General features: G+C 53.4%; 19 protein-coding genes. 8 read left to right on the top strand and 11 right to left on the bottom strand.

Annotation, left to right across the window (positions count from 1 at the left end; all coding sequences use genetic code 11):
- The first annotated feature begins 19 nt into the window (after positions 1–19).
- The gene (gene panD, locus AC6EMZ_RS14285) at positions 20–400 is read left to right on the top strand and encodes an aspartate 1-decarboxylase (protein WP_498403194.1); all 381 of its coding nucleotides are present in this window, start codon (positions 20–22) and stop codon (positions 398–400) included.
- Between the two features lie 3 nt (positions 401–403).
- Here the strand turns inward: panD and AC6EMZ_RS14280 are convergent, their stop codons facing one another.
- The 4 genes from AC6EMZ_RS14280 to AC6EMZ_RS14265 all read right to left on the bottom strand — a co-directional run bounded on the left by AC6EMZ_RS14280 (position 404) and on the right by AC6EMZ_RS14265 (position 3,958).
- Entirely contained in the window at positions 404–1,651 is a 1,248-nt protein-coding gene (locus AC6EMZ_RS14280; RefSeq protein WP_498403193.1) for a polysaccharide deacetylase family protein, read from the bottom strand.
- A 63-nt stretch (positions 1,652–1,714) separates the two neighbouring features.
- Positions 1,715–2,155: a PTS sugar transporter subunit IIA gene (locus AC6EMZ_RS14275; protein WP_498403192.1), complete on the bottom strand. Its 441-nt coding sequence runs from the start codon at positions 2,153–2,155 to the stop codon at positions 1,715–1,717.
- A 109-nt stretch (positions 2,156–2,264) separates the two neighbouring features.
- The gene (locus AC6EMZ_RS14270; protein ID WP_498403191.1) at positions 2,265–3,035 is read right to left on the bottom strand and encodes an ABC transporter permease; all 771 of its coding nucleotides are present in this window, start codon (positions 3,033–3,035) and stop codon (positions 2,265–2,267) included.
- Positions 3,032–3,958, bottom strand: coding sequence for an ABC transporter ATP-binding protein (locus AC6EMZ_RS14265; protein WP_498403189.1), 927 nt, complete (start codon positions 3,956–3,958; stop codon positions 3,032–3,034). The genes AC6EMZ_RS14270 and AC6EMZ_RS14265 overlap by 4 nt, the downstream gene beginning before the upstream one ends.
- Before the next feature lie 107 nt (positions 3,959–4,065).
- Here AC6EMZ_RS14265 and can point away from each other — a divergent pair, with 107 nt between their 5' ends.
- The gene (can, locus tag AC6EMZ_RS14260) at positions 4,066–4,728 is read left to right on the top strand and encodes a carbonate dehydratase (protein ID WP_498403188.1); all 663 of its coding nucleotides are present in this window, start codon (positions 4,066–4,068) and stop codon (positions 4,726–4,728) included.
- A 33-nt stretch (positions 4,729–4,761) separates the two neighbouring features.
- Here can and hpt read toward each other — a convergent pair whose 3' ends face one another.
- The gene (gene hpt / locus AC6EMZ_RS14255; protein ID WP_498403186.1) at positions 4,762–5,298 is read right to left on the bottom strand and encodes a hypoxanthine phosphoribosyltransferase; all 537 of its coding nucleotides are present in this window, start codon (positions 5,296–5,298) and stop codon (positions 4,762–4,764) included.
- 207 nt (positions 5,299–5,505) lie between these two features.
- On the opposite strand from hpt, the gene AC6EMZ_RS14250 reads away from it, so the two are divergent.
- Entirely contained in the window at positions 5,506–7,896 is a 2,391-nt protein-coding gene (locus AC6EMZ_RS14250) for a glucose/quinate/shikimate family membrane-bound PQQ-dependent dehydrogenase (protein WP_498403185.1), read from the top strand.
- A 76-nt stretch (positions 7,897–7,972) separates the two neighbouring features.
- Here the strand turns inward: AC6EMZ_RS14250 and cueO are convergent, their stop codons facing one another.
- Complete coding sequence (cueO, locus tag AC6EMZ_RS14245) at positions 7,973–9,532, bottom strand: multicopper oxidase CueO (RefSeq protein WP_498403184.1); 1,560 nt, start codon at positions 9,530–9,532, stop codon at positions 7,973–7,975.
- 144 nt (positions 9,533–9,676) lie between these two features.
- Here cueO and AC6EMZ_RS14240 point away from each other — a divergent pair, with 144 nt between their 5' ends.
- The 3 genes from AC6EMZ_RS14240 (at position 9,677) to speD (ending at position 11,805) form a co-directional block, all read left to right on the top strand.
- A complete protein-coding gene (locus AC6EMZ_RS14240; protein WP_498403288.1) occupies positions 9,677–10,024 on the top strand; it encodes a YacC family pilotin-like protein in 348 nt (115 codons plus the stop codon).
- A 116-nt stretch (positions 10,025–10,140) separates the two neighbouring features.
- Positions 10,141–11,004, top strand: coding sequence for a polyamine aminopropyltransferase (speE, locus tag AC6EMZ_RS14235; RefSeq protein WP_498403183.1), 864 nt, complete (start codon positions 10,141–10,143; stop codon positions 11,002–11,004).
- A gap of 6 nt (positions 11,005–11,010) precedes the next feature.
- Complete coding sequence (gene speD, locus AC6EMZ_RS14230) at positions 11,011–11,805, top strand: adenosylmethionine decarboxylase (protein WP_498403182.1); 795 nt, start codon at positions 11,011–11,013, stop codon at positions 11,803–11,805.
- 31 nt (positions 11,806–11,836) lie between these two features.
- Here the strand turns inward: speD and yacL are convergent, their stop codons facing one another.
- A complete protein-coding gene (gene yacL, locus AC6EMZ_RS14225; RefSeq protein ID WP_498403181.1) occupies positions 11,837–12,199 on the bottom strand; it encodes a protein YacL in 363 nt (120 codons plus the stop codon).
- Positions 12,200–12,390: 191 nt separating this feature from the next.
- On the bottom strand, positions 12,391–14,988 hold the full coding sequence (acnB, locus tag AC6EMZ_RS14220; RefSeq protein ID WP_498403179.1) for a bifunctional aconitate hydratase 2/2-methylisocitrate dehydratase: 2,598 nt from the start codon (positions 14,986–14,988) through the stop codon (positions 12,391–12,393).
- 395 nt (positions 14,989–15,383) lie between these two features.
- On the opposite strand from acnB, the gene AC6EMZ_RS14215 reads away from it, so the two are divergent.
- Together AC6EMZ_RS14215 and AC6EMZ_RS14210 are read left to right on the top strand one after the other, a co-directional pair.
- Positions 15,384–16,946 carry a DUF3300 domain-containing protein gene (locus AC6EMZ_RS14215; RefSeq protein WP_498403178.1) on the top strand — a complete coding sequence of 521 codons (1,563 nt, stop codon included), beginning with the start codon at positions 15,384–15,386 and terminating at the stop codon, positions 16,944–16,946.
- Between the two features lie 11 nt (positions 16,947–16,957).
- The gene (locus AC6EMZ_RS14210) at positions 16,958–17,752 is read left to right on the top strand and encodes a DUF2950 family protein (RefSeq protein WP_498403176.1); all 795 of its coding nucleotides are present in this window, start codon (positions 16,958–16,960) and stop codon (positions 17,750–17,752) included.
- 61 nt (positions 17,753–17,813) lie between these two features.
- Here the strand turns inward: AC6EMZ_RS14210 and traT are convergent, their stop codons facing one another.
- The 3 genes from traT to aceF all read right to left on the bottom strand — a co-directional run bounded on the left by traT (position 17,814) and on the right by aceF (position 22,229).
- Positions 17,814–18,545 carry a conjugal transfer complement resistance protein TraT gene (traT, locus tag AC6EMZ_RS14205; RefSeq protein ID WP_498403175.1) on the bottom strand — a complete coding sequence of 244 codons (732 nt, stop codon included), beginning with the start codon at positions 18,543–18,545 and terminating at the stop codon, positions 17,814–17,816.
- Positions 18,546–18,739: 194 nt separating this feature from the next.
- Positions 18,740–20,164 (bottom strand): dihydrolipoyl dehydrogenase, encoded by a 1,425-nt coding sequence (lpdA, locus tag AC6EMZ_RS14200; protein WP_498403287.1) that lies wholly within the window; start codon positions 20,162–20,164, stop codon positions 18,740–18,742.
- A 175-nt stretch (positions 20,165–20,339) separates the two neighbouring features.
- Positions 20,340–22,229 carry a pyruvate dehydrogenase complex dihydrolipoyllysine-residue acetyltransferase gene (gene aceF, locus AC6EMZ_RS14195; protein WP_498403173.1) on the bottom strand — a complete coding sequence of 630 codons (1,890 nt, stop codon included), beginning with the start codon at positions 22,227–22,229 and terminating at the stop codon, positions 20,340–20,342.
- Between the last annotated feature and the right edge of the window lies 1 nt (position 22,230).

Genomic DNA, 22,230 nt, shown 5'->3' with positions numbered 1-22,230 from the left:
TGATTAAAGGTAAAACGTAATGATTCGCAAAATGCTGCAAGGTAAGCTTCACCGTGTGAAAGTCACTCAAGCGGACCTGCACTATGAAGGCTCCTGTGCCATTGACCAGGATTTCCTCGATGCGGCTGGAATTCTCGAAAACGAAGCGATTGATATCTGGAACGTGACGAACGGTAAACGCTTTGCAACGTACGCTATTGCGGCTGAGCGTGGCTCTAAAATCATCTCCGTCAACGGTGCCGCCGCGCACTGTGCTGACGTCGGTGACATCGTGATTATCGCCAGCTTCGTGATGATGTCCGATGAAGAAGCGCATCGCTGGCAGCCGAAAGTGGCCTATTTCGATGGCGACAACGACATGAAGCGTACTGCAAAGGCGATTCCTGTTCAGGTTGCCTAAGTGCTACCCCTGCGGCTGATTACTGATCAGCCGCGACATTGTCTCCAGCGAATCCGTTCTTAAAATATACAAACGTTTCAGTAAGAAGGGATTATCCCCCGGCTTTACCTTCCCTTTCACCGTGGTGACCGCCATATGAAACCCGGCATCGTTCGCCGCTTTCACGGCTTTATCGTCATAGCCACCAAACGGATATGAGAGATAAAGCACCCGCGGATTAAACTGCGCCAGCGCACGACGCGAGCGTTCAAAATCAAACAAAATCACATGATAGCTACGACTTAATAAAATCGGTTGCTTGTTAGCGTCCACTCGATGCAGAAAGTGGGTGTGCGATTGAATATCAAATACATCCTGTATCCCCTTCATCTCCGCCACGCTCATAAACTGCAACGATTTTGGGTCCCACTTTTGCGGATGCCCCTTGATACGCGACGAAATAATAAAAGCCGTCGCATTAAAGCCGTACTCTTTGAGGATCGGATATGCATAGCGACTGACGGATTTAAGGCCATCATCAAAAGTGATCGCCACGGCGCGCGCGGGCAGGTTTATTTTATTGCGTACGTATCCTTCCAGCTGATACATCGTCAGGGTGCTGTAACCTTGATCGCGTAGCCAGGCCATCTGGTTGTTGAATGCACGTACGCTGGTGGTCGTCGAGGTATGGCGAAAACGGGTATTCTCTTCATCACGCAAAATATGGTGATAGGTCAGTACCGGGATGCCTTTATCTTCCTGTGCGTCCAGACTGCTTATCCATGCCAGCCTGTTACCGATGCGAATTTGATACCAGGTTTGATTCAAACGATCTTTGAGTTTGTTCAGGATCGGATAACGCAGGTTCTCACTGAGCGTTCCAAACGGAGCACTCCCACCGTTCGGGGCGTTATACACCGGCGTATCTTTCCAGGTCAGTAAATTCTGGTTACTCAGCGGTTTGTTCAGATCGCCCAGGCTATCTTCAACACGCTGTTTCCCCTGCACCTTTTCCAGGTGACCTTTATCGATAAAACCCGTACCAAAGCCGAAGCGGAATTCATAGTAGTCTGCCGACGTTGGCACCACGGCAATAATTTGCCCGGCGCGTACGTTCCCTACATTGATGACGTTATTGCCCACCTGCGCCCAGATCGCCGCATCTTCGGTGGTTTGCATATATTGAGAAGGAAGACCTTGCTGACTTAACAAGCTGGCAGACGCGCCACCGGAAAGCAAAAGGAACAGCAGAAAGAAAACACGCATGAACATGGGATAGTTGTCGGTACGAGAAAACAGCCGCTATTGTAACAAAAGCGCCATCAATACCAACGTTTAATTCTTATACAGATCGTGAAGCAAGACAAAAGGCGGGTTTTTCTGCTGCTGGTGCCACAGACTGCTGACGCCAGGGATATTCTGGCCCACGATTTTATCGCGGAATTCAGCGCTGCTCACTAATTCACGCTGCAAATACATCATCTCCACTAACCCGTAGTGAATACCCGAGATGACTTCACAGTTATCGTGCTTATGGCTCAATAATGCCGCCGCGCGATAAGGTGCAGCGCCAGATTTATCGGTAAGAAAGATAACCCCTTTCCCGGCATCGGTTTGGTGGAGGGCATCGCACATCATGCGACTTAACATATTGGTACTCAGACCACGCCAGTAATTGACGGCCTGGCATTGCGCCAACGGGCCAAATTTCTTTTCCAGGCGATCAAGCATCACCTGGGCTTCGTCATCGTGACAGGTAATAACCCAACCTAGCATAGTGTCTCTCCTTAGCAGGCGAGTAGTTTAGCGGGGTGAAGGTTCATTGTCGGTGATAACAATCAAAGAAAATCATGCCCGGCGCTCATCATGCCGCCGGGCTGTGGTTTTAGGTACGCAGCCCACGTCCACGCTGAATCAGATACCAGCACAATGCATAGAACGCGATGATAAACACCACCAGCACCCCAACCGTCGTGAACAGCGGCACATCCGAAATACCGAGGAATCCAAAGCGGAATCCGCTGATCATGTAGACAATCGGATTCAGATGCGACAGCGCCTGCCAGAACGGTGGCAGCAACGTCAGCGAGTAGAAGACCCCGCCCAGATAGGTCAGCGGCGTCAGAACGAATGTTGGGATCAGGCTGATATCATCAAACGTTGTCGCAAACACGGCGTTCAGCAAACCCGCCAGTGAGAACAAAATGGCCGTCAGCAACAGGGTTAATCCGACAAACAGCCATGAATGTACCTGGAAGGGTACAAAGAATAGCGAAATCGCCGTGACCAAAATACCCACACACAGGCCACGCGCCACACCACCGCCAACGTAGCCCGCAATCACCACGTGCGTGGGTACCGGAGCAACCAATAGCTCTTCGATGTTGCGTTGAAATTTGGCGCTAAAGAACGACGATGCAACGTTCGCATAGGCGTTGGTAATGACCGCCATCATAATCAGCCCCGGCACGATAAATTGCATGTAGGTAAAACCATGCATTTCGCCGATTCGGGAACCGATCAAGTTGCCAAAAATGATGAAATAGAGCGTCATGGTGATCACCGGCGGCACCAGGGTTTGGATCCAGATGCGCATAAAGCGGTTGATCTCTTTGGCCCAAATACTTTTCAGCGCCACCCAATAAAGCTGCATCATGCCTGCTCTCCTCTTTTATCATGTACCAGCGAGACAAACAGCTCTTCGAGTCGGTTCGCTTTATTACGCATACTTAATACCTGAATACCCTGCGCGCTCAATTGTGAAAACACGCTATTAATGCCCTGCTCACGCAGGACTTCCACTTCCAGCGTCGAGGTATCCACCAGACGATACTGATAGCCTTCGAGCTTCGGCAGCGGGCTTTTAGCCGCCAGATCGAGAATAAAGGTTTCCGATTTCAGCTTGGACAGCAGGTTTTTCATCGAGGTGTTTTCCACCAGTTCACCATGCTGGATAATACCGATGTTACGGCACAGCATTTCTGCCTCTTCCAGATAGTGGGTGGTCAGGATGATGGTGGTACCTTTGTCATTCAGGTCTTTTAAAAAGCCCCACATTGAGCGGCGTAGTTCAATATCGACGCCCGCGGTAGGCTCATCAAGAATCAGCAGTTTGGGTTCATGCATCAGCGCACGGGCGATCATCAAACGGCGCTTCATGCCGCCAGACAGCATCCGCGCACGTTCATCACGTTTTTCCCACAGATCGAGCTGTTTCAGGTATTTTTCGCTACGCTCCATGGCATCTTTACGCTCGACGCCATAATAGCCCGCCTGGTTCACCACGATTTGCTGAACGGTCTCAAACGGGTTGAAGTTAAACTCCTGCGGCACCAGCCCGAGCTGGCGCTTGGCATTTACAACGTCTTTTTCGAGATCGTAACCAAACACCGCCACCTTGCCGGACGTTTTATTAACCAGTGAACTGATAATGCCAATGGTGGTAGATTTACCTGCGCCGTTTGGCCCCAGCAGGGCGTAAAAATCCCCCGCTTCTACTTTCAGGTCGATCCCGCGCAACGCCTGAACGCCGCCGGAATAGACTTTTTTAAGCTGCTCAAGCTCCAGTGCAATTGTCATGAATTAAACTTACCTATAGTTCTGACACACGTTGTGTGGTTTCAATAAAAGTCGAGTTACCCTATATTAGCGCAACGCAATTACTCGGTTACAGGTCGTTAACCTCTATGAATGACATAGATACACTCATCAGCAACAATGCACTATGGTCAAAAATGCTGGTAGAAGAGGATCCGGGGTTTTTCGAAAAACTGGCGCAAGCGCAGAACCCACGCTTTCTATGGATTGGATGTTCCGACAGCCGCGTCCCGGCTGAACGCCTGACCGGTCTTGAACCTGGCGAATTGTTCGTTCACCGTAACGTTGCCAACCTGGTGATTCACACCGATCTCAACTGTCTGTCCGTCGTCCAGTACGCGGTCGATGTACTCGAAGTTGAACATATCATTATTTGCGGCCACTACGGCTGCGGTGGCGTACAGGCTGCTGTCGAAAATCCAGAACTGGGTTTGATCGATAACTGGCTGCTGCACATTCGCGATATCTGGTTCAAACATAGCTCACTGCTGGGCGAAATGCCGCAGGAGCGTCGACTTGATACTCTGTGTGAGCTCAACGTGATGGAACAGGTGTACAACCTGGGGCACTCCACCATTATGCGTTCAGCCTGGAAGCGCGGGCAGAAAGTCTCGATTCACGGTTGGGCCTACGGTATTTCCGACGGATTACTGCGAAATCTGGAAGTGACGGCAACAAATCGCGAGACGCTGGAACAGCGCTATCGTCAGGGCGTTTCTAACCTGACCAAAAATCACGCCAATCACAAATAACCGTTAAAAGCCGGGTTAACCCCGGCGATTTACCTACTCGTCGAGCAATACCACTTTGCCAACGTACGGCAGATGACGATAACGCTGGGCATAGTCAATGCCGTAACCCACCACGAACTCATCCGGGATCGAGAAACCGATAAATTCAACCGGCACGTCGACTTCACGGCGGGATGGTTTATCCAGCAGCGTACAAATCGCCAGCGATTTTGGTCCGCGCAGGCTCAGGATTTCGCGCACTTTAGACAGCGTGTTACCGGAGTCGATAATGTCCTCGACGATCAACACATCTTTGCCGCGAATATCTTCATCCAGGTCTTTTAGGATTTTCACGTCACGCGTCGTCGACATGCCGCTGCCGTAGCTTGAAGCGGTCATAAAATCGACCTCGTGGGAAACCTGCACCTGACGGCACAGATCCGCCATGAACATGAACGAGCCGCGTAACAGACCCACCAGCACCATTTCGCTGCCGCTGTCTTTATAACGTTCGGTGATTTGACGACCCAATTCGGCGATACGCGCTTTGATCTCGTCTTCCGGGATCATCACTTCAACAGTATGTTTCATATTACTAACCGTATGATTTTAAAACCAATCTATCAACCCGATACAACCTGCGTCCGGCATTGATTCGCAAGTGAAGAAGTATACCAGCAAATGCATGCCGAAAACGCATGTGTTGTTAAAAGCAAATTTTGTGATTCCGATCACACTTGTTAATACCTATAATATATTGCTGACAAATAATTAACAAAACTGAAGAGTACATTTTCTATGGCTGAAACAAAAACTCAACGGTCACGTCTACTGGTGACATTAACAGCGGCGTTCGCAGCTTTCTGCGCACTCTATCTGTTAGCCGGTGGCATCTGGCTGGTCGCATTAGGCGGCTCCTGGTACTACCCAATAGCGGGCCTGGTTATGATTGGTGTAACCGTTCTGCTGTTGCGTGGTAAACGCTCTGCACTGTGGCTTTACGCCGCATTGCTCCTCGCAACGATGATCTGGGGAGTCTGGGAAGTCGGCTTTGACTTCTGGGCGCTGACACCGCGCAGTGACATTCTGGTCTTCTTTGGTGTCTGGCTGATTCTGCCATTCGTCTGGCGTCGCCTGTTCATTCCTTCCCGTGGTGCCGTTTCCGCGCTGGTCGTTGCTCTGCTCATCACGGGTGGCATCCTGACCTGGGCTGGATTTAACGATCCGCAGGAAGTAAAAGGCACACTGAGCGCCGAATCTACCCCTGCGGCAGCAATCTCTCAGGTTGCCGACGGCGACTGGCCTGCCTATGGACGTAACCAGGAAGGTCAACGTTATTCTCCGCTGAAGCAAATCAACGCGGATAACGTCAAAAATCTGAAAGAAGCCTGGGTGTTCCGCACTGGCGATCTGAAGCAACCCAACGATCCGGGCGAACTCACCAACGAAGTGACCCCCATCAAAGTGGGCGACATGCTTTACCTGTGTACGGCGCACCAGCGTCTGTTCGCACTCGATGCTGCCACCGGTAAAGAAAAATGGCACTTCGATCCACAGCTGAATTCCAATCCGTCGTTCCAGCACATTACTTGTCGCGGCGTGTCTTATCACGAAGCCCGCGCGGATAATGCCAGCCCGGAAGTGATTGCGGATTGCCCGCGTCGCATCATGCTGCCGGTGAACGATGGTCGTCTGTTTGCGATCAACGCCGAAACCGGCAAGCTGTGCGAAACCTTTGCCAACAAAGGTATTCTGAATCTACAGACCAACATGCCGAACACCACTCCGGGTCTGTATGAGCCAACCTCACCGCCGATTATCACCGATACCACTATCGTGATTGCCGGTTCGGTCACGGATAACTTCTCCACTCGCGAAACCTCAGGCGTTATTCGTGGTTTTGACGTGAATACGGGCAAACTGCTGTGGGCCTTCGATCCGGGCGCGAAAGATCCAAACGCGATCCCATCGGATGAACACACCTTCACCTTTAACTCGCCAAACTCCTGGGCACCGGCGGCGTATGACGCGAAGCTGGACCTGGTGTATCTGCCGATGGGCGTGACCACACCGGACATCTGGGGCGGTAACCGCACGCCGGAACAGGAACGTTATGCCAGCGCTATCGTGGCGCTGAACGCGACGACCGGCAAACTGGCGTGGAGCTATCAGACGGTTCACCACGACCTGTGGGATATGGACATGCCGTCTCAGCCGACGCTGGCGGACATCACCGTTAACGGCAAAACCGTGCCGGTGATTTATGCTCCGGCGAAAACCGGTAACATCTTCGTGCTGGACCGCCGTAACGGCGAGTTGGTGGTGCCTGCACCGGAAAAACCGGTTCCGCAAGGCGCGGCCAAAGGCGACTACGTTTCCAAAACGCAGCCGTTCTCTGACCTCAGCTTCCGTCCGAAGAAAGATCTGACCGGTGCGGACATGTGGGGCGCCACCATGTTCGATCAGTTGGTGTGCCGCGTAATGTTCCATCAGTTGCGCTATGAAGGCATCTTCACGCCGCCGTCCGAGCAAGGCACGCTGGTGTTCCCGGGTAACCTGGGGATGTTCGAATGGGGCGGGATTTCCGTTGATCCGAACCGTCAGGTCGCGATTGCTAACCCGATGGCGCTGCCGTTTGTCTCTAAGCTTATCCCTCGCGGTCCTGGTAACCCAATGGAGCAGCCGAAAGATGCGAAAGGCAGCGGTACCGAAGCCGGTATCCAGCCGCAATACGGCGTTCCGTTTGGCGTGACGCTGAACCCGTTCCTCTCTCCGTTTGGCCTGCCGTGTAAACAGCCTGCCTGGGGTTATATCTCCGCGCTGGATCTGAAAACCAATCAGGTTGTCTGGAAGAAACGTATTGGTACGCCACAGGACAGCATGCCGTTCCCGATGCCTGTACCGGTGCCGTTCAATATGGGTATGCCGATGCTCGGTGGCCCAATTTCCACCGCTGGTAATGTGCTGTTCATCGCGGCAACCGCAGATAACTACCTGCGCGCGTACAACATGAGCAACGGTGAGAAGCTGTGGCAAGGCCGTCTGCCTGCGGGTGGACAAGCCACGCCGATGACCTATGAAGTGAATGGCAAGCAGTATGTTGTCATCTCAGCGGGTGGTCACGGTTCGTTTGGGACGAAGATGGGCGACTATATTGTCGCGTATGCTTTGCCGGACGACGCAAAATAAAAGCAAAACGGCAACGAAAGTTGCCGTTTAGTGTTTATTCCCTCTCCCCGTGGAGAGGGCATCAGCCCGAAGAAATCTACACTGTAAACCCCAGCATCATCCCCGTATCTTCATGCTCCAGCAGATGGCAGTGCGCCATATAGGCAAACTCCTTCGGCGCGTCGTGCTCGAACTTCACTAATACCTCACTGACGCCCCCTTCAACACGAACCGTATCCTTCCAGCCTGTACGATGTACCGCTGGCGCTTTGCCGTTTTCCGACAAAATGCGGAACTGCGTGCCGTGAATATGGAACGGATGCAGCATCATGTCGCCTTCTCCGGAAATCACCCAGCGCTCATACTGCCCTTTAGCAGCGGCAAACATCGGCGTGTTCATATCAAAGGCTTTGCCGTTGATGCGGTTAGCATTGTGGAAATCAAACTCGTGGCCGCCGTGGTTCATGCCCCCCATCTTGCCGTGATCCATGTTCATATGGCCCGACATCTGCCCGTGATGCATCCCGGCCATCGCCTGGTCGCCGTATTTCTGCATCAGCGCCTGCATACCCATCATGTCGAGCATGGGGTCCATCGAAAGCTGGAGTTTACGCTGCGTGAGTCCTTCGAGCGATGGCAGTGCCGGCACCGCAGCCAGCGTATCAGGCAACACGCCTGATGCCGTCACCAGCAGCGGTTGAATGCGCAAAACAGGATGCGGCTTATCGAACGGGGCGACGGCCATGCCCATCTGGCTCACCGGCAGCGTCACCACATCAAAAGCTTTGCCGTCGCTGATATCCACCAGCACTTCAAAACGCTCGCCCATCAGCATCGGTAACTCATCGACCTTCACCGGCTCCGCCAGAAGGCCGCCGTCGCTTGCCACCACGTACATTGGGCGCTTGTCGCTGGTGGCAAAGTTCAGCGAGCGGGCGTTACAACCGTTAAGCAAACGCAAACGCAGCCAGCCTTTAGGCGCGGCGTGCTGCGGATAAATCGCCCCGTTGGTCAAAAGCGTGTCGCCAAACCAGCCCACCGCGGCGCTCATCACGTCCAGTTGATAATCGATCTGCCCGTCGGCCGTAAATTTCTTGTCCTGCACAATAACCGGAACGTCGTCGATGCCCCACTGTTTTGGCAGACGCAGCAGGCGGCTTTCGTCATCTTCAATCAATACCAGCCCCGCCAGCCCCATCGCCACCTGATGCCCCGTTTTACCGTGCTGATGCGGGTGGAACCAGCAGGTCGCTGCGCGCTGCTCGGGCGTGAACGTTACCGTACGCTCGCCGCCTGGCTTAATGATGCCATGCGGTCCACCATCCACTTCGCCGGGCACTTCCAGCCCGTGCCAGTGCAGCGTGGTTTCTTCCGTCAGAGTATTGTGGATATTCACCGTGACGGCTTTGCCCTTACGCAACTGAAGCGCCGGGCCGAGTAAATTGCCGTTATAGCCCCAGGTGGTCGCGGTATGGGAGCCAAAGTTCGTTTTACCGGCCTGCACGACGAGCTGAATGCGGCTGCGGGCATCTGCGGTAAGCAGTTCGGGGATCGAAAGCGCTGGTCTGTCGGCGGCAAAAGCGGCGCGACTCCACAGCGGTAATGCGCTGGCAGCCCCCAGTACGGCTGAATATTTCAAAAAATCACGACGTTGCATGTTCATTCCTTTTTTCGTGCAGGCGATATTTTGAGCTTAAACCCTCCCCTAACCGGAAGGTCAAGTAAAGCGGTAATAATAAAGGTCGTCGCCCTGGCACCAAGTATGCTAACGTTTATTTTCCGTGATGCCGTGGTAGAAGCAATGAAGACGTTTTTCAGGACAATGTTACTCACAAGCCTGATGGCTATGAGTGCGAACAGTTATGCGCTGAGTGAAAATGAAGCGGAAGATATGGCCGATTTAACGGCGGTTTTTGTATTCCTGAAAAATGATTGTGGTTACCAGAATTTACCCAACGGGCAGATTCGTCGCGCACTGGTCTTTTTTGCTCAGCAAAACCAATGGGATCTCAGCAACTACGACAGCTTTGACATGAAGGCGCTCGGTGAAGACAGCTACCGCGATTTAAGCGGCATTGGCATCCCTGTCGCGAAAAAATGCAAAGCGCTGGCCCGCGATTCTCTGAGCCTGCTCGCCTACGTAAAGTAACCTTCCCGACGCCTCCTTGTTGAAACGATGGCCGTGCGCGCATGGCCGTTGTTGGCTATGATGTTGCGCCTGTTTTGCATGGGTGTAACAGATGTTAACGAAGGAGAGTTCAGCCGATGACAGATAACACAGTGTGGCATGAAACGCTGCATGACCAGTTTGGTCAGTACTTTGCCGTAGATAACGTGCTTTATCACCAGAAAACCGATCATCAGGATTTGATCATTTTCGAGAACGCCGCTTTTGGCCGCGTGATGGCGCTGGATGGCGTGGTACAAACCACTGAACGCGATGAGTTTATCTATCACGAAATGATGACTCACGTGCCGTTAATGGCGCATGGACACCCAAAACATGTGCTGATTATCGGCGGTGGGGACGGCGCAATGCTGCGCGAGGTCTCCCGCCATAAATCCATCGAAACCATCACTATGGTGGAGATCGATGCAGGCGTAGTCTCTTTCTGCCGTCAATATCTGCCTAACCATAATGCCGGGAGCTACGACGATCCGCGCTTCACGTTGGTCATCGACGACGGCGTCAATTTTGTCAATCAAACCCACCAAACCTTCGATGTGATCATCTCTGATTGCACGGACCCTATCGGCCCGGGCGCAACGCTGTTTACGTCATCCTTCTACGAAGGCTGTAAACGTTGCCTGAACCCTGGCGGGATATTCGTTGCCCAGAACGGCGTCTGTTTTTTACAGCAAGACGAAGCTATCGATAGCCATCGCAAACTGAGCCACTACTTTGGCGATGTCAGTTTCTATCAGGCCGCCATTCCGACCTACTACGGCGGGATCATGACCTTTGCCTGGGCGACGGATAACGAGGCGTTACGCAGTCTCTCCACCGAGATTATTGCCGCACGTTTTCATCATCTCGGCCTGAAATGTCGCTACTACAATCCAGCCGTCCACACGGCAGCCTTTGCCTTGCCACAATATTTGCAAGACGCACTGTCCTTAAGGGGGTGAGCTAAATTGAAAAAGCTGAAACTACATGGCTTTAACAACCTGACCAAAAGCCTGAGTTTTTGTATTTACGATATCTGCTACGTGAAAACAACGGAAGAACGCGATGGTTATATCGCCTATATCGATGAACTCTACAACGCCAACCGGTTGACCGAAATCCTCTCAGAAACCTGTTCCATTATCGGTGCCAATATCTTGAACGTGGCGCGTCAGGATTACGAACCGCAAGGCGCAAGCGTGACCATCCTCGTGAGCGAGGAACCGGTTGATCCGCACCTCATCGACCCGACTGAACACCCCGGCCCGTTGCCCGAAGCGGTAGTTGCCCATCTCGACAAAAGCCACATCTGCGTGCATACCTACCCGGAGAGCCACCCGGAAGCCGGGCTGTGCACCTTCCGCGCCGATATCGAAGTATCGACCTGTGGCGTGATTTCCCCGCTTAATGCGCTGAATTATTTAATCCACCAGCTTGAATCCGATATCGTGACGATTGATTATCGTGTGCGCGGCTTTACCCGCGATATCAACGGCATGAAGCATTTTATCGATCATGAGATCAACTCGATTCAGAACTTTATGTCCGATGATATGAAGGGACTGTACGACATGATGGATGTGAACGTGTACCAGGAAAATATCTTCCATACCAAGATGCTGCTTAAGGAGTTCGACCTTAAACACTACATGTTCCATACCCAACCGGAAGATTTAAGCGAAGAAGAGCGCAAGGTCATTACCGACCTGCTCTGGAAAGAGATGCGCGAAATCTACTACGGCCGCAATATTCCGGCCGTGTAAACCACGCCTGGAGCAAGGACGCTCCGGTGAATCACTTCTGATGCATAAACTTGCGGTAGGCCGCTACCACCTGCAAAAAGTCCTCAACGCCGCATAGCGAGAAGCTCTCTTCGTCGTAATAGCTCATGCCCTCTTCCATCTCATCACCCGAGATTTCAAGCTGGTTAGCGCGAACCATCACCTCTTCGCCATCCATCCACAGCGTATATTCGTGACCAACGCGTTGCCACGAGCGCTCACTGCCTTTCACCGAACACGCCGCCTGTTCCACTTCGTCCAACAGGGCGAGATTCTCTTTCACCTCTTCGTTAAACCAGTGCCCTACCACTTCGTGGCCCATTGACATACGCACTTTCACCACACCAGTGATGTCGCGCAGAAATTCGTAATCCATTGTGTTTTCCTCTGCAAAGCCATTAGGGTAATTATCGCAGCAGAGAGGGAGAAAAAAAGCGGAACGCGTGGGAGGAATGAAAATAAAAAGGGGAGAGCAAGACTCTGCGGTCTGATGCCCTCACCCCAGCCCTCTCCCACGGGAGAGGGTGAAAACACTCAAAACCGTCTCTGTGGAGACGGTTTTGCTGTTTATACTGCCGTCTGGAAAATCACCCCGTCGGCTTTCTCGGTGTACTGAGACAGCTTATCGAAGTTCAGATAACGGTAAGTATCAACCGCCGTTTTTTCCACCTGCGCGACAAAGGTCTGATACTCGCCTGGCGTTGGCAACTTACCAATCAACGCTGCAACCGCCGCCAGCTCCGCAGAGGCCAGGAAGACGTTAGCACCGGTCCCTAAACGGTTCGGGAAGTTACGGGTCGAAGTGGAGACCACCGTCGCACCGTCAGCCACACGCGCCTGGTTGCCCATACACAGGGAACAGCCAGGGATTTCAATACGCGCACCGCTCTTACCAAACACGCTGTAGTAACCTTCTTCGGTCAGCTGCGCCGCGTCCATACGGGTTGGCGGAGCCACCCACAGACGGGTTGGCAGTTGGCCTTTGTGCGTATCCAGCAGTTTACCTGCCGCACGGAAGTGACCGATGTTGGTCATGCAGGAACCGATGAACACTTCGTCGATCTTCTCACCCTGCACCTCAGAGAGCGGACGCGCATCGTCAGGATCGTTTGGAGCACACAGGATTGGCTCTTTGATATCCGCCAGATCGATGTCGATGACTGCCGCATATTCAGCGTCAGCATCGGCTTCGAGCAGTTGCGGATCCGCCAGCCATTTTTCCATGCCCTGAACGCGACGTTCCAGCGTACGACGGTCGCCGTAACCTTCAGCAATCATCCACTTCAGCAGCACGATGTTGGAGCTCAGATACTCAACGATCGGTTCCTGATTCAGCTTAATGGTACAACCCGCAGCAGAACGCTCAGCGGAGGCATCGGTCAGTTCAAACGCTTGCTCAACCTTCAGATCCGGCAGGCCTTCGATTTCCAGGATGCGACCAGAGAAGATGTTGATCTTGCCTTTTTTCTCAACGGTCAGCAGGCCCTGCTTGATCGCGTACAGTGGGATCGCATGCACTAAATCGCGCAGCGTAATGCCCGGCTGCATTTTACCTTTGAAGCGCACCAGAACGGATTCCGGCATATCCAGCGGCATCACGCCCGTAGCTGCGGCAAACGCCACCAGACCAGAGCCCGCAGGGAAGGAGATCCCAATCGGGAAACGGGTGTGGGAGTCACCGCCGGTGCCAACAGTATCTGGCAGCAGCATGCGGTTCAGCCAGGAGTGGATGACGCCATCGCCAGGACGCAAAGACACACCACCACGGTTCATGATGAAGTCTGGCAGCGTATGGTGCGTGGTAACGTCAACCGGCTTTGGATAGGCTGCGGTGTGGCAGAAGGACTGCATCACCAGATCAGAAGAGAAGCCCAGGCATGCCAGGTCTTTCAGTTCATCACGAGTCATTGGACCGGTGGTGTCCTGAGAACCGACGGAGGTCATCTTCGGCTCGCAGTACGCGCCGGGACGAACGCCGGTCACGCCGCATGCACGGCCGACCATTTTTTGTGCCAGAGAGTAGCCACGGTCGCTTTCCGCCACGTCTTTCGCCTGACGGAAAACATCGCTATGTGGCAGGCCCAGCGCTTCACGCGCTTTGGTGGTCAAGCCACGACCGATGATCAACGGAATACGGCCACCGGCGCGCACTTCGTCCACCAGGACGTCGGTTTTCAACTCAAAGTTGGCCAGCAGTTCGCCCGTTTCGTGGTTGCGCACTTCGCCTTTGAACGGGTAAACGTCAATCACGTCGCCCATGTTCAGCTTGTTGACGTCAACTTCGATTGGCAGCGCGCCCGCATCTTCCATGGTGTTGAAGAAGATAGGTGCGATTTTGCCACCGAGGCAGAGACCGCCACCGCGCTTGTTCGGTACATGAGGGATATCATCACCCATGAACCACAGCACGGAGTTGGTGGCAGATTTACGCGAGGAACCGGTACCGACAACGTCACCGACGTAAGCCAGCGGGAAGCCTTTTTTGGCCAGTTCTTCAATTTGCTTGATCGGACCTACTGCGCCAGGCTCATCAGGAATGATGCCTTCGCGGGCGTTTTTGAGCATCGCCAGCGCGTGCAGTGGGATATCCGGGCGAGACCAGGCATCCGGGGCCGGAGACAGGTCATCAGTGTTCGTTTCACCCGTCACTTTAAACACGGTGACGGTCATTTTCTCTGCCAGAGCGGGACGATTCAGGAACCATTCGGCATCAGCCCAGGATTGCATCACCTGTTTTGCATAGGCGTTGCCCGCTTTTGCTTTTTCTTCTACATCGTAGAAGTTATCAAACATCAGCAGAGTTTGAGACAGCGCTTTGGCAGCAATCGGTGCCAACACGTCGCTCTCCAGCGCATCAATCAGCGGATGAATGTTATAGCCGCCCTGCATGGTGCCGAGCAGTTCAATTGCTTTTTCAGGAGTAACCAGTGGGGAGGTTGCTTCGCCTTTAGTAATGGCAGCAAGGAATCCGGCCTTTACATACGCGGCTTCATCTACGCCCGGCGGAACACGATTGATCAAAAGATCTAAAAGGAATGCTTCTTCGCCTGCAGGCGGATTCTTCAGCAGCTCGACGAGCGCGGCCATTTGGGTTGCATCTAAAGGTTTCGGTACAATTCCCTCGGCGGCACGTTCTGCTACGTGCTTACGGTATTCTTCTAGCACGACGGTTCTCCTCGCTCTCATTATCATAATGCGGCCGGCGTTCTCTTCACGCTCCTGTGAGACAGCAGTTTGTAGGGTAAATGCCCGGTACCGCGTCGGGCAGCATAGCAGGATTTCTGCACAGTGTTAATCCGTTTACAAAAAAGCAACATTGAATAATTTGCTGAATCGTTAAGGATGGTGTAGCGAGAAATGAGCGACGAGCACAACAAAACCACCTTCTGAATATCCCAGCGACTTTTCCGCCATCGGATATAATTTGTGTCATAAATGCTCACACTCTTTATCCGGACACCTCCGGCTTTTCCCAACATTAGTCAAAACGTGAAAACACGGGTGAATATACTCGCGGCATCAGGAACATCCTTCGACACTGCTTACGCTGGAGTCACACTATGAAGTTGCCTTTTAAGCCACATCTGCTGGTCCTTTTATGCAGTGCCGGGCTGTTCGCCGCCTCCGGAGCGATGTTTGTGATGAGCCGCGCCACGGACACGCCTGCGGCTCCGGTGGTACCCGTGCCTGCGGCACAGCAACCTGCCGCGCCCACTCTCCCGCCTGCACCCGTCGTTGCGCCAACCTACAGCGCCGCACAACTCGATCAGTGGACGGCTCCTGTCGCCCTCTACCCTGATGCGCTGCTGTCACAAATATTGATGGCATCCACCTATCCCTCGAACGTGATTCAGGCGGCGCAATGGTCAAAGGATAACCCCAAAATGCAGGGCGACGCTGCTATCCAGGCCGTTGCCGACCAGCCATGGGACCCCAGCGTAAAATCACTGGTCGCGTTTCCACAACTGACGTCGTTGATGGGTGAAAATCCGCAGTGGATACAGAACCTTGGCGATGCGTTTCTCGCACAACCGAAGGATGTGATGGATTCCGTGCAGCGCCTGCGCTTGCTTGCACAGCAAACGGGAGCGTTACAATCCACGCCCCAACAAACGGTGACAACCGAGAAGAAAGCCGAGCCGGCCCCTACGCCCGCAAAAAGTAGCGCTTCAAGCTCAACCACCACCACGACAACCACAAGCCCTACGGTAATTAAGATCGAATCTGCCGATCCGCAGGTGGTGTATGTTCCCACCTATAATCCAAATACCGTGTACGGCACCTGGCCAAATACCGCCTATCCCCCCACCTACTTACCACCATCGCCAGGCGAGCAATTTACCGATAGCCTGGTGAAAGGCCTGGGATTTAGTCTCGGTGTGGCGACAACTTACGCCATATTCAGCAATATTGACTGGGATGACGATGATGACTGGGATCATCATCATAACGACGACTATCACGGCGGCTATAATCGCAACGGCGATAACAACATCAATATTAACGTTGATAACTTTAATAAAATCAGTGGTGAGCACCTGACCGATGCAAATCGTAATTGGCAGCATAACCCAGCCTATCGCGAAGGCGTGCCCTACCCGACTACCCAGCTCAACAACCGCTTCCACTCAACCAACTCGGCGACGGGTCTGAGCGCGACGCAAAATAAACCTGTCAATCGCGATAGCCAGCGCCAGGCCGCGCTCGCGCAGGTTCAACAGTCCACCGGCAAATCGCTGTCTCAAACGCAGCGGCCTGCAACGAAAGATGCGCAGCGTCAGGCGGCGAACCAACAGCTTAAGCAGATTTCCCAGCGCAATAACTACCGTGGCTACGACAACAGCAAACCGCAAGCCACACAGCGCGCCAGTAACAAACAACAGCATCAAAATCGCCAAACGACGGCGCAACGCCAGGAGAGACGCTCGTCGCAACCCGCTCAGCAGCGGAATTCGCAACCTCGCGCTAATGCCTTAAGCGGTAACGACAGCCGTTCCGCCAACTGGCAGGCACAACAGCAGCGCGGCGCGCAGAGTCGGCAGCAAACCTCTCGCACGCAACACCAGCCGCCGCGACAACCGTCTGCGGGCCGTAATGAACACCGCGAATTCCGTCACCGCTAAGGAAGAACGATATGAAAATGAAATTACTGGGTGGCATGGCGTTGTTCATGGTTTCGGCCTTTGCCCTCGCACAGCAGAATTTTAGTGCCCCCGACCAGGCAACTGATGCGTTAGCCAAAGCGATCGCCGAGCAAAATGAAAGCGCAATGAACGAACTACTGGGTGAGGACTGGCGTAATTTCCTGCCTCCTGAAGGGGTCGATCCCGATGCGGTTGACCGCTTCGTGCGCGACTGGAAAGTCAGTCATAGCACCGTTATCAACGGCGATATCGCCCACCTGATAGTCGGCGATAGCCACTGGCAGTTGCCGATTCCGGTCGTGAAGAACGCCTCCGGTTGGCAATTTGATATGCAAAAAGCCGCCGATGAAATCCTGACCCGCGAAATTGGCCGTAATGAACTGGCGGCCATCGAAGCGCTACATGCTTATGTCGATGCGCAGCAGAGCTATTTTGCGATGAACCAGAAATACGCCCAGAAGGTGATCAGCACAGAAGGGAAAAAAGATGGCCTGTATTGGCCCACAACGCCTGGTGACGCCCCGAGCCCGCTTGGCCCGGCCTTCAGTCCACAGGTACCAGGCACAGGTTATCACGGCTATCGTTTCCGTATTTTGCCTGATAAGGATAAAGGGTTTGCGATGGTCGCCTGGCCGGTGAGTTATGGTCAGACGGGGGTGATGAGCTTTGTCGTTAATGAGGACGACGAAGTGTATCAGGCAAATCTTGGCAGTGATTCTCAGAAAAAAGCGCAGGCATTAACAACTTATGCGCCTGATAAACACTGGCAGCAAGTCGCGCCGTAAACGCCCGTCGACGCGTCGAGGATGTTGTAGGCCAGGTGGCGATCGCCACCCGGCTTTTGCTTTACAGGATGTTAGCCACTGACTTCGCCAGCTGTGCTTCCAGAACTGGTTTTGCGTCTTCGAACTTCAGGTTCACTTTGTTGGCGTTGGAAACGACGCGCGTCTGATACTTCGCACGGTCACCTTGCTCTGAGCTGGTTTGCAGCTTCACGCCCGAGGTACCCTGGCGCAGGGCAGCGATATTATCGGTGGTGACCTTCGCTTTGCTACGTTCAGAAATCTGCAGGTCGGTGACCATGGTGTAGTTCACATCTTCCACCATCGCATCCGCCGCCAGGCCGATCAGACCAGCCGCCAGGCCCACGCCCAGCGCGGCACCGGAAGAGCTGCTGTTATAGGCGGTGATACCTGCGCCCAGCGCGGCACCGACAGCAGCGCCTTCATAACCGGTTTTCAGGTAGCCCTGCGTTTCGCGCAGATCCATTTTATCGGCCTTCAACACGTTCGCCTGCACCCAGTAGTAAGCACTATCCGGAGAGCTGGTCACTTTATAACCTTTTGCGGTCAGATCGTTTGCCAGCAGGGTTTGCAGGTTGCTCATATCTTTATCAGAGGTGTTTTTAACCTGAATGTAGACCGTTTTCTCGCTGGATGGCTCAAGCCAGATAGTCTCGCTCATCTGGGTTTTCACTTCCAGATTGCGCTTCTTCACTGCCGTGGTCATGGCTCCGCACCCTGTCAACGTTAGCGCTGCCGCCACTAAGCCAATCACCGCAACTTTTTTCAAAGACATTTTTTTTCCTTTTTTGTGTAATAAATAGTCCAGAACTTAATAACCGCGCAGCCATTAGCCACACAATGGTGAAAAAGTTATCGGCAGAGTACGGGAATTTTTTAGTAAAAACATCAATGAAATAGCTACCAAATTGGGTAGTTTTCAGGCAAAAAAAAACGCCTCCTAAGAGGCGTTTATTCGCTGAAAGAAGATTACTTCTTCTTGGCTTTCGCGTTTGGCAGGTCGGTGATGCTACCTTCAAACACTTCTGCCGCCAGGCCCACAGACTCATGCAGAGTCGGGTGAGCGTGGATGGTCAGCGCGATGTCTTCTGCGTCACAGCCCATTTCGATGGCCAGACCGATCTCACCCAGCAGCTCGCCGCCGTTGGTACCGACAATCGCACCACCGATAACACGGTGAGTTTCTTTGTCGAAGATAAGCTTGGTCACGCCGTCGGCGCAATCAGAAGCGATAGCACGGCCAGAAGCAGCCCACGGGAAGGTGGCGGTTTCGTAGCTGATGCCTTTTTCTTTCGCTTCTTTCTCGGTCAGACCCACCCAGGCAACTTCTGGCTCGGTGTAGGCAATAGAAGGAATCACTTTCGGGTCGAAGTAGTGCTTCATGCCCGCGATAACTTCAGCGGCAACGTGGCCTTCGTGAACACCTTTGTGCGCCAGCATTGGCTGACCGACGATATCGCCGATAGCAAAGATGTGCGGCACGTTAGTGCGCAGCTGTTTGTCCACGCGGATAAAGCCACGGTCGTCAACTTCAACGCCCGCTGCGCCTGCATCCAGGTTTTTACCGTTTGGTACGCGACCGATAGCAACCAGCACAGCGTCGTAACGCTGCGCTTCGCCAGGGGCTTTTTTGCCTTCCATGGAAACGTAAATACCGTCTTCTTTTGCTTCAACGGCCGTTACTTTGGTTTCCAGCATCAGGTTGAATTTCTTGCTGATGCGTTTGGTGAAGACTTTAACGATGTCTTTATCAGCAGCCGGGATCACCTGGTCGAACATTTCAACCACGTCAATCTCTGAACCCAGCGCATGGTAAACGGTCGCCATTTCCAGACCGATAATACCGCCACCCATCACCAGCAGACGCTTCGGTACGGATTTCAGCTCCAGCGCATCGGTGGAATCCCACACGCGTGGATCTTCATGTGGAATGAACGGCAGTTCGATCGGACGGGAACCCGCCGCGATGATCGCGTTGTCGAAGTTGATCACGGTTTTACCGTTTTCGCCTTCAACTTCCAGAGTGTTTGCTCCGGTAAATTTACCCAGACCGTTAACCACCTTCACTTTACGGCCTTTAGCCATACCGGCCAGACCGCCAGTCAGTTGGGTGATCACTTTCTCTTTCCAGGTACGAATCTTGTCGATATCGGTTTTCGGCTCGCCGAAGACGATACCGTGGTCAGCCAGCGCTTTGGCTTCTTCGATAACTTTTGCTACGTGCAGCAGCGCTTTTGAAGGGATACAGCCGACGTTCAGACAAACACCACCAAGGGTGCTGTAACGTTCTACGATGACGGTTTCCAGACCTAAATCCGCGACGCGGAATGCTGCAGAGTAACCTGCCGGGCCTGCCCCAAGTACTACGACCTGAGTTTTGATTTCTGTGCTCATCATGACCTCTTAATTTATACCCGTCGTCCACCGGGTCGTTCTATCCGCCCGCAGTTTACAAAATTGTTAACAATTTTGAAACAACAAACGGCTCACGAATTTTTGCTTTCGCCGATAACCTCACAATCTTCATGAGATTACCAGAAAAAAGCCGGCCGTTTGGCCGGCTTTTCGATTACATCACCAGGCGGCGAATATCGCTCAGCGTGTTGTTGATGATGGTAATGAAACGCGCACCATCAGCCCCGTCGATCACGCGGTGGTCGAAGGAAAGAGAGATTGGCATCATCAGACGCGGCACAAACTCTTTACCATTCCACACCGGCTCCATCGCGGATTTGGACACACCGAGGATAGCCACTTCCGGCGCATTAACAATCGGCGCGAAGTGGGTGGTACCCAGGCCGCCGATGCTGGAGATAGTGAAGCAACCGCCCTGCATTTCGCCAGCAGTCAGCTTACCATCACGCGCTTTCTTGGAGATCACGGTCAGTTCACGGGACAGCTCAGTAATGCTCTTTTTGTTCACGTCTTTAAAGACCGGAACAACCAGACCATTTGGCGTATCAACCGCAACACCGATGTTGATGTATTTTTTCAGCGTCAGACGCTGCGCATCTTCAGACAGGGAGCTGTTGAAACGAGGCATCTGCTCAAGCGCCGCAGCAACCGCTTTCATGATGAAGACCACTGGGGTGAATTTCACATCCAGGCGACGCTTCTCAGCTTCGGCGTTCTGCTGTTTACGGAACGCTTCCAGATCGGTGATATCGGTTTTGTCGAAATGCGTAACGTGCGGGATCATCACCCAGTTACGGCTCAGGTTCGCGCCAGAGATTTTCTGGATACGGCCTAGTTCAACTTCTTCGATGTCGCCAAACTTGCTGAAGTCCACTTTCGGCCATGGCAGCATGCCCGGGATACCGCCACCAGTGGCAGCAGCAGGTGCCGCTTCAGCGCGTTTCACGGCGTCTTTCACGTAAGTCTGAACGTCTTCGCGCAGGATACGACCTTTACGGCCAGTCCCTTTCACTTTCGCCAGGTTCACGCCAAATTCGCGCGCCAGGCGACGAATCAGCGGAGTCGCGTGGACGTAAGCATCGTTTTCAGCAAACTCAGTTTTGCCTTCAGCTTTAGCAGCCGGTGCAGCAGCTTTCGCAGCTGGAGCCGGAGCGGCAGCAGCAGATGCTGGCGCAGCAGCCGGGGTCGCAGCAGGCGCAGCACCTTCTACTTCGAAGACCATAATCAGAGAACCCGTAGACACTTTGTCGCCGGTGCTGATTTTGATTTCTTTAACGGTACCTGCGAACGGTGCCGGAACTTCCATTGAAGCTTTGTCACCTTCAACGGTGATCAGTGACTGCTCAGCGGCAACTTTGTCGCCCACTTTCACCATCACTTCAGTCACTTCAACTTCGTCGCCGCCGATATCCGGTACGTTGACTTCTTTAGAACCAGACGCCGCCGGAGCCGCAGCAGCCGGGGCCGCTTCTGCTTTTGCCGGAGCCGCAGCAGGTGCTGCACCCGCGACTTCGAAGACCATAATCAGGGAGCCGGTTGACACTTTATCGCCGGTGTTGATTTTGATCTCTTTCACCACGCCCGCGAACGGAGCCGGAACTTCCATAGAGGCTTTGTCGCCTTCTACGGTGATCAGGGACTGCTCAGCCGCAACGGTATCGCCAACTTTGACCATGATCTCGGTGACTTCAACTTCGTCGCCGCCGATGTCCGGTACGTTAACCTCTTTCGCAGCCGCAGCGGCTGGTGCCGCAGCCGGAGCTGCCGCTTCTTTTTTCTCTTCCTGCGCAGGTGCAGCTGCTGCTGCACCCTCGGCGGAATCGAAAATCATGATCAGTTTGCCGGTCTCGGTTTTATCGCCAACGGAGATTTTGATCTCTTTAACGATGCCAGCCTGAGGAGACGGGACTTCCATAGAGGCTTTATCGCCTTCTACGGTGATCAGCGACTGTTCAACTTCAACTTTGTCGCCTACTTTGACCAGGATCTCGGTGATTTCAACTTCATCAGCCCCGATGTCCGGTACATTGATTTCGATAGCCATT

The organism is Enterobacter sp. SCRI0065 (assembly GCF_059766475.1).
This window is presented reverse-complemented; position numbering and strand designations above follow the sequence as displayed.

Coding starts and splice junctions, on each gene's coding strand:
- AC6EMZ_RS14280 (WP_498403193.1), bottom strand. CDS start 1,651: ATGTTCATGCGTGTTTTCTTTCTGCTGTTCCTTTTGCTTTCCGGTGGC.
- cueO (WP_498403184.1), bottom strand. CDS start 9,532: ATGCAACGTCGTGATTTTTTGAAATATTCAGCCGTACTGGGGGCTGCC.
- traT (WP_498403175.1), bottom strand. CDS start 18,545: ATGTCTTTGAAAAAAGTTGCGGTGATTGGCTTAGTGGCGGCAGCGCTA.
- speE (WP_498403183.1), top strand. CDS start 10,141: ATGACAGATAACACAGTGTGGCATGAAACGCTGCATGACCAGTTTGGT.
- aceF (WP_498403173.1), bottom strand. CDS start 22,229: ATGGCTATCGAAATCAATGTACCGGACATCGGGGCTGATGAAGTTGAA.
- hpt (WP_498403186.1), bottom strand. CDS start 5,298: ATGAAACATACTGTTGAAGTGATGATCCCGGAAGACGAGATCAAAGCG.
- AC6EMZ_RS14265 (WP_498403189.1), bottom strand. CDS start 3,958: ATGACAATTGCACTGGAGCTTGAGCAGCTTAAAAAAGTCTATTCCGGC.
- AC6EMZ_RS14240 (WP_498403288.1), top strand. CDS start 9,677: ATGAAGACGTTTTTCAGGACAATGTTACTCACAAGCCTGATGGCTATG.
- can (WP_498403188.1), top strand. CDS start 4,066: ATGAATGACATAGATACACTCATCAGCAACAATGCACTATGGTCAAAA.
- panD (WP_498403194.1), top strand. CDS start 20: ATGATTCGCAAAATGCTGCAAGGTAAGCTTCACCGTGTGAAAGTCACT.
- AC6EMZ_RS14275 (WP_498403192.1), bottom strand. CDS start 2,155: ATGCTAGGTTGGGTTATTACCTGTCACGATGACGAAGCCCAGGTGATG.
- AC6EMZ_RS14270 (WP_498403191.1), bottom strand. CDS start 3,035: ATGATGCAGCTTTATTGGGTGGCGCTGAAAAGTATTTGGGCCAAAGAG.
- yacL (WP_498403181.1), bottom strand. CDS start 12,199: ATGGATTACGAATTTCTGCGCGACATCACTGGTGTGGTGAAAGTGCGT.
- AC6EMZ_RS14210 (WP_498403176.1), top strand. CDS start 16,958: ATGAAAATGAAATTACTGGGTGGCATGGCGTTGTTCATGGTTTCGGCC.
- AC6EMZ_RS14250 (WP_498403185.1), top strand. CDS start 5,506: ATGGCTGAAACAAAAACTCAACGGTCACGTCTACTGGTGACATTAACA.
- lpdA (WP_498403287.1), bottom strand. CDS start 20,164: ATGAGCACAGAAATCAAAACTCAGGTCGTAGTACTTGGGGCAGGCCCG.
- AC6EMZ_RS14215 (WP_498403178.1), top strand. CDS start 15,384: ATGAAGTTGCCTTTTAAGCCACATCTGCTGGTCCTTTTATGCAGTGCC.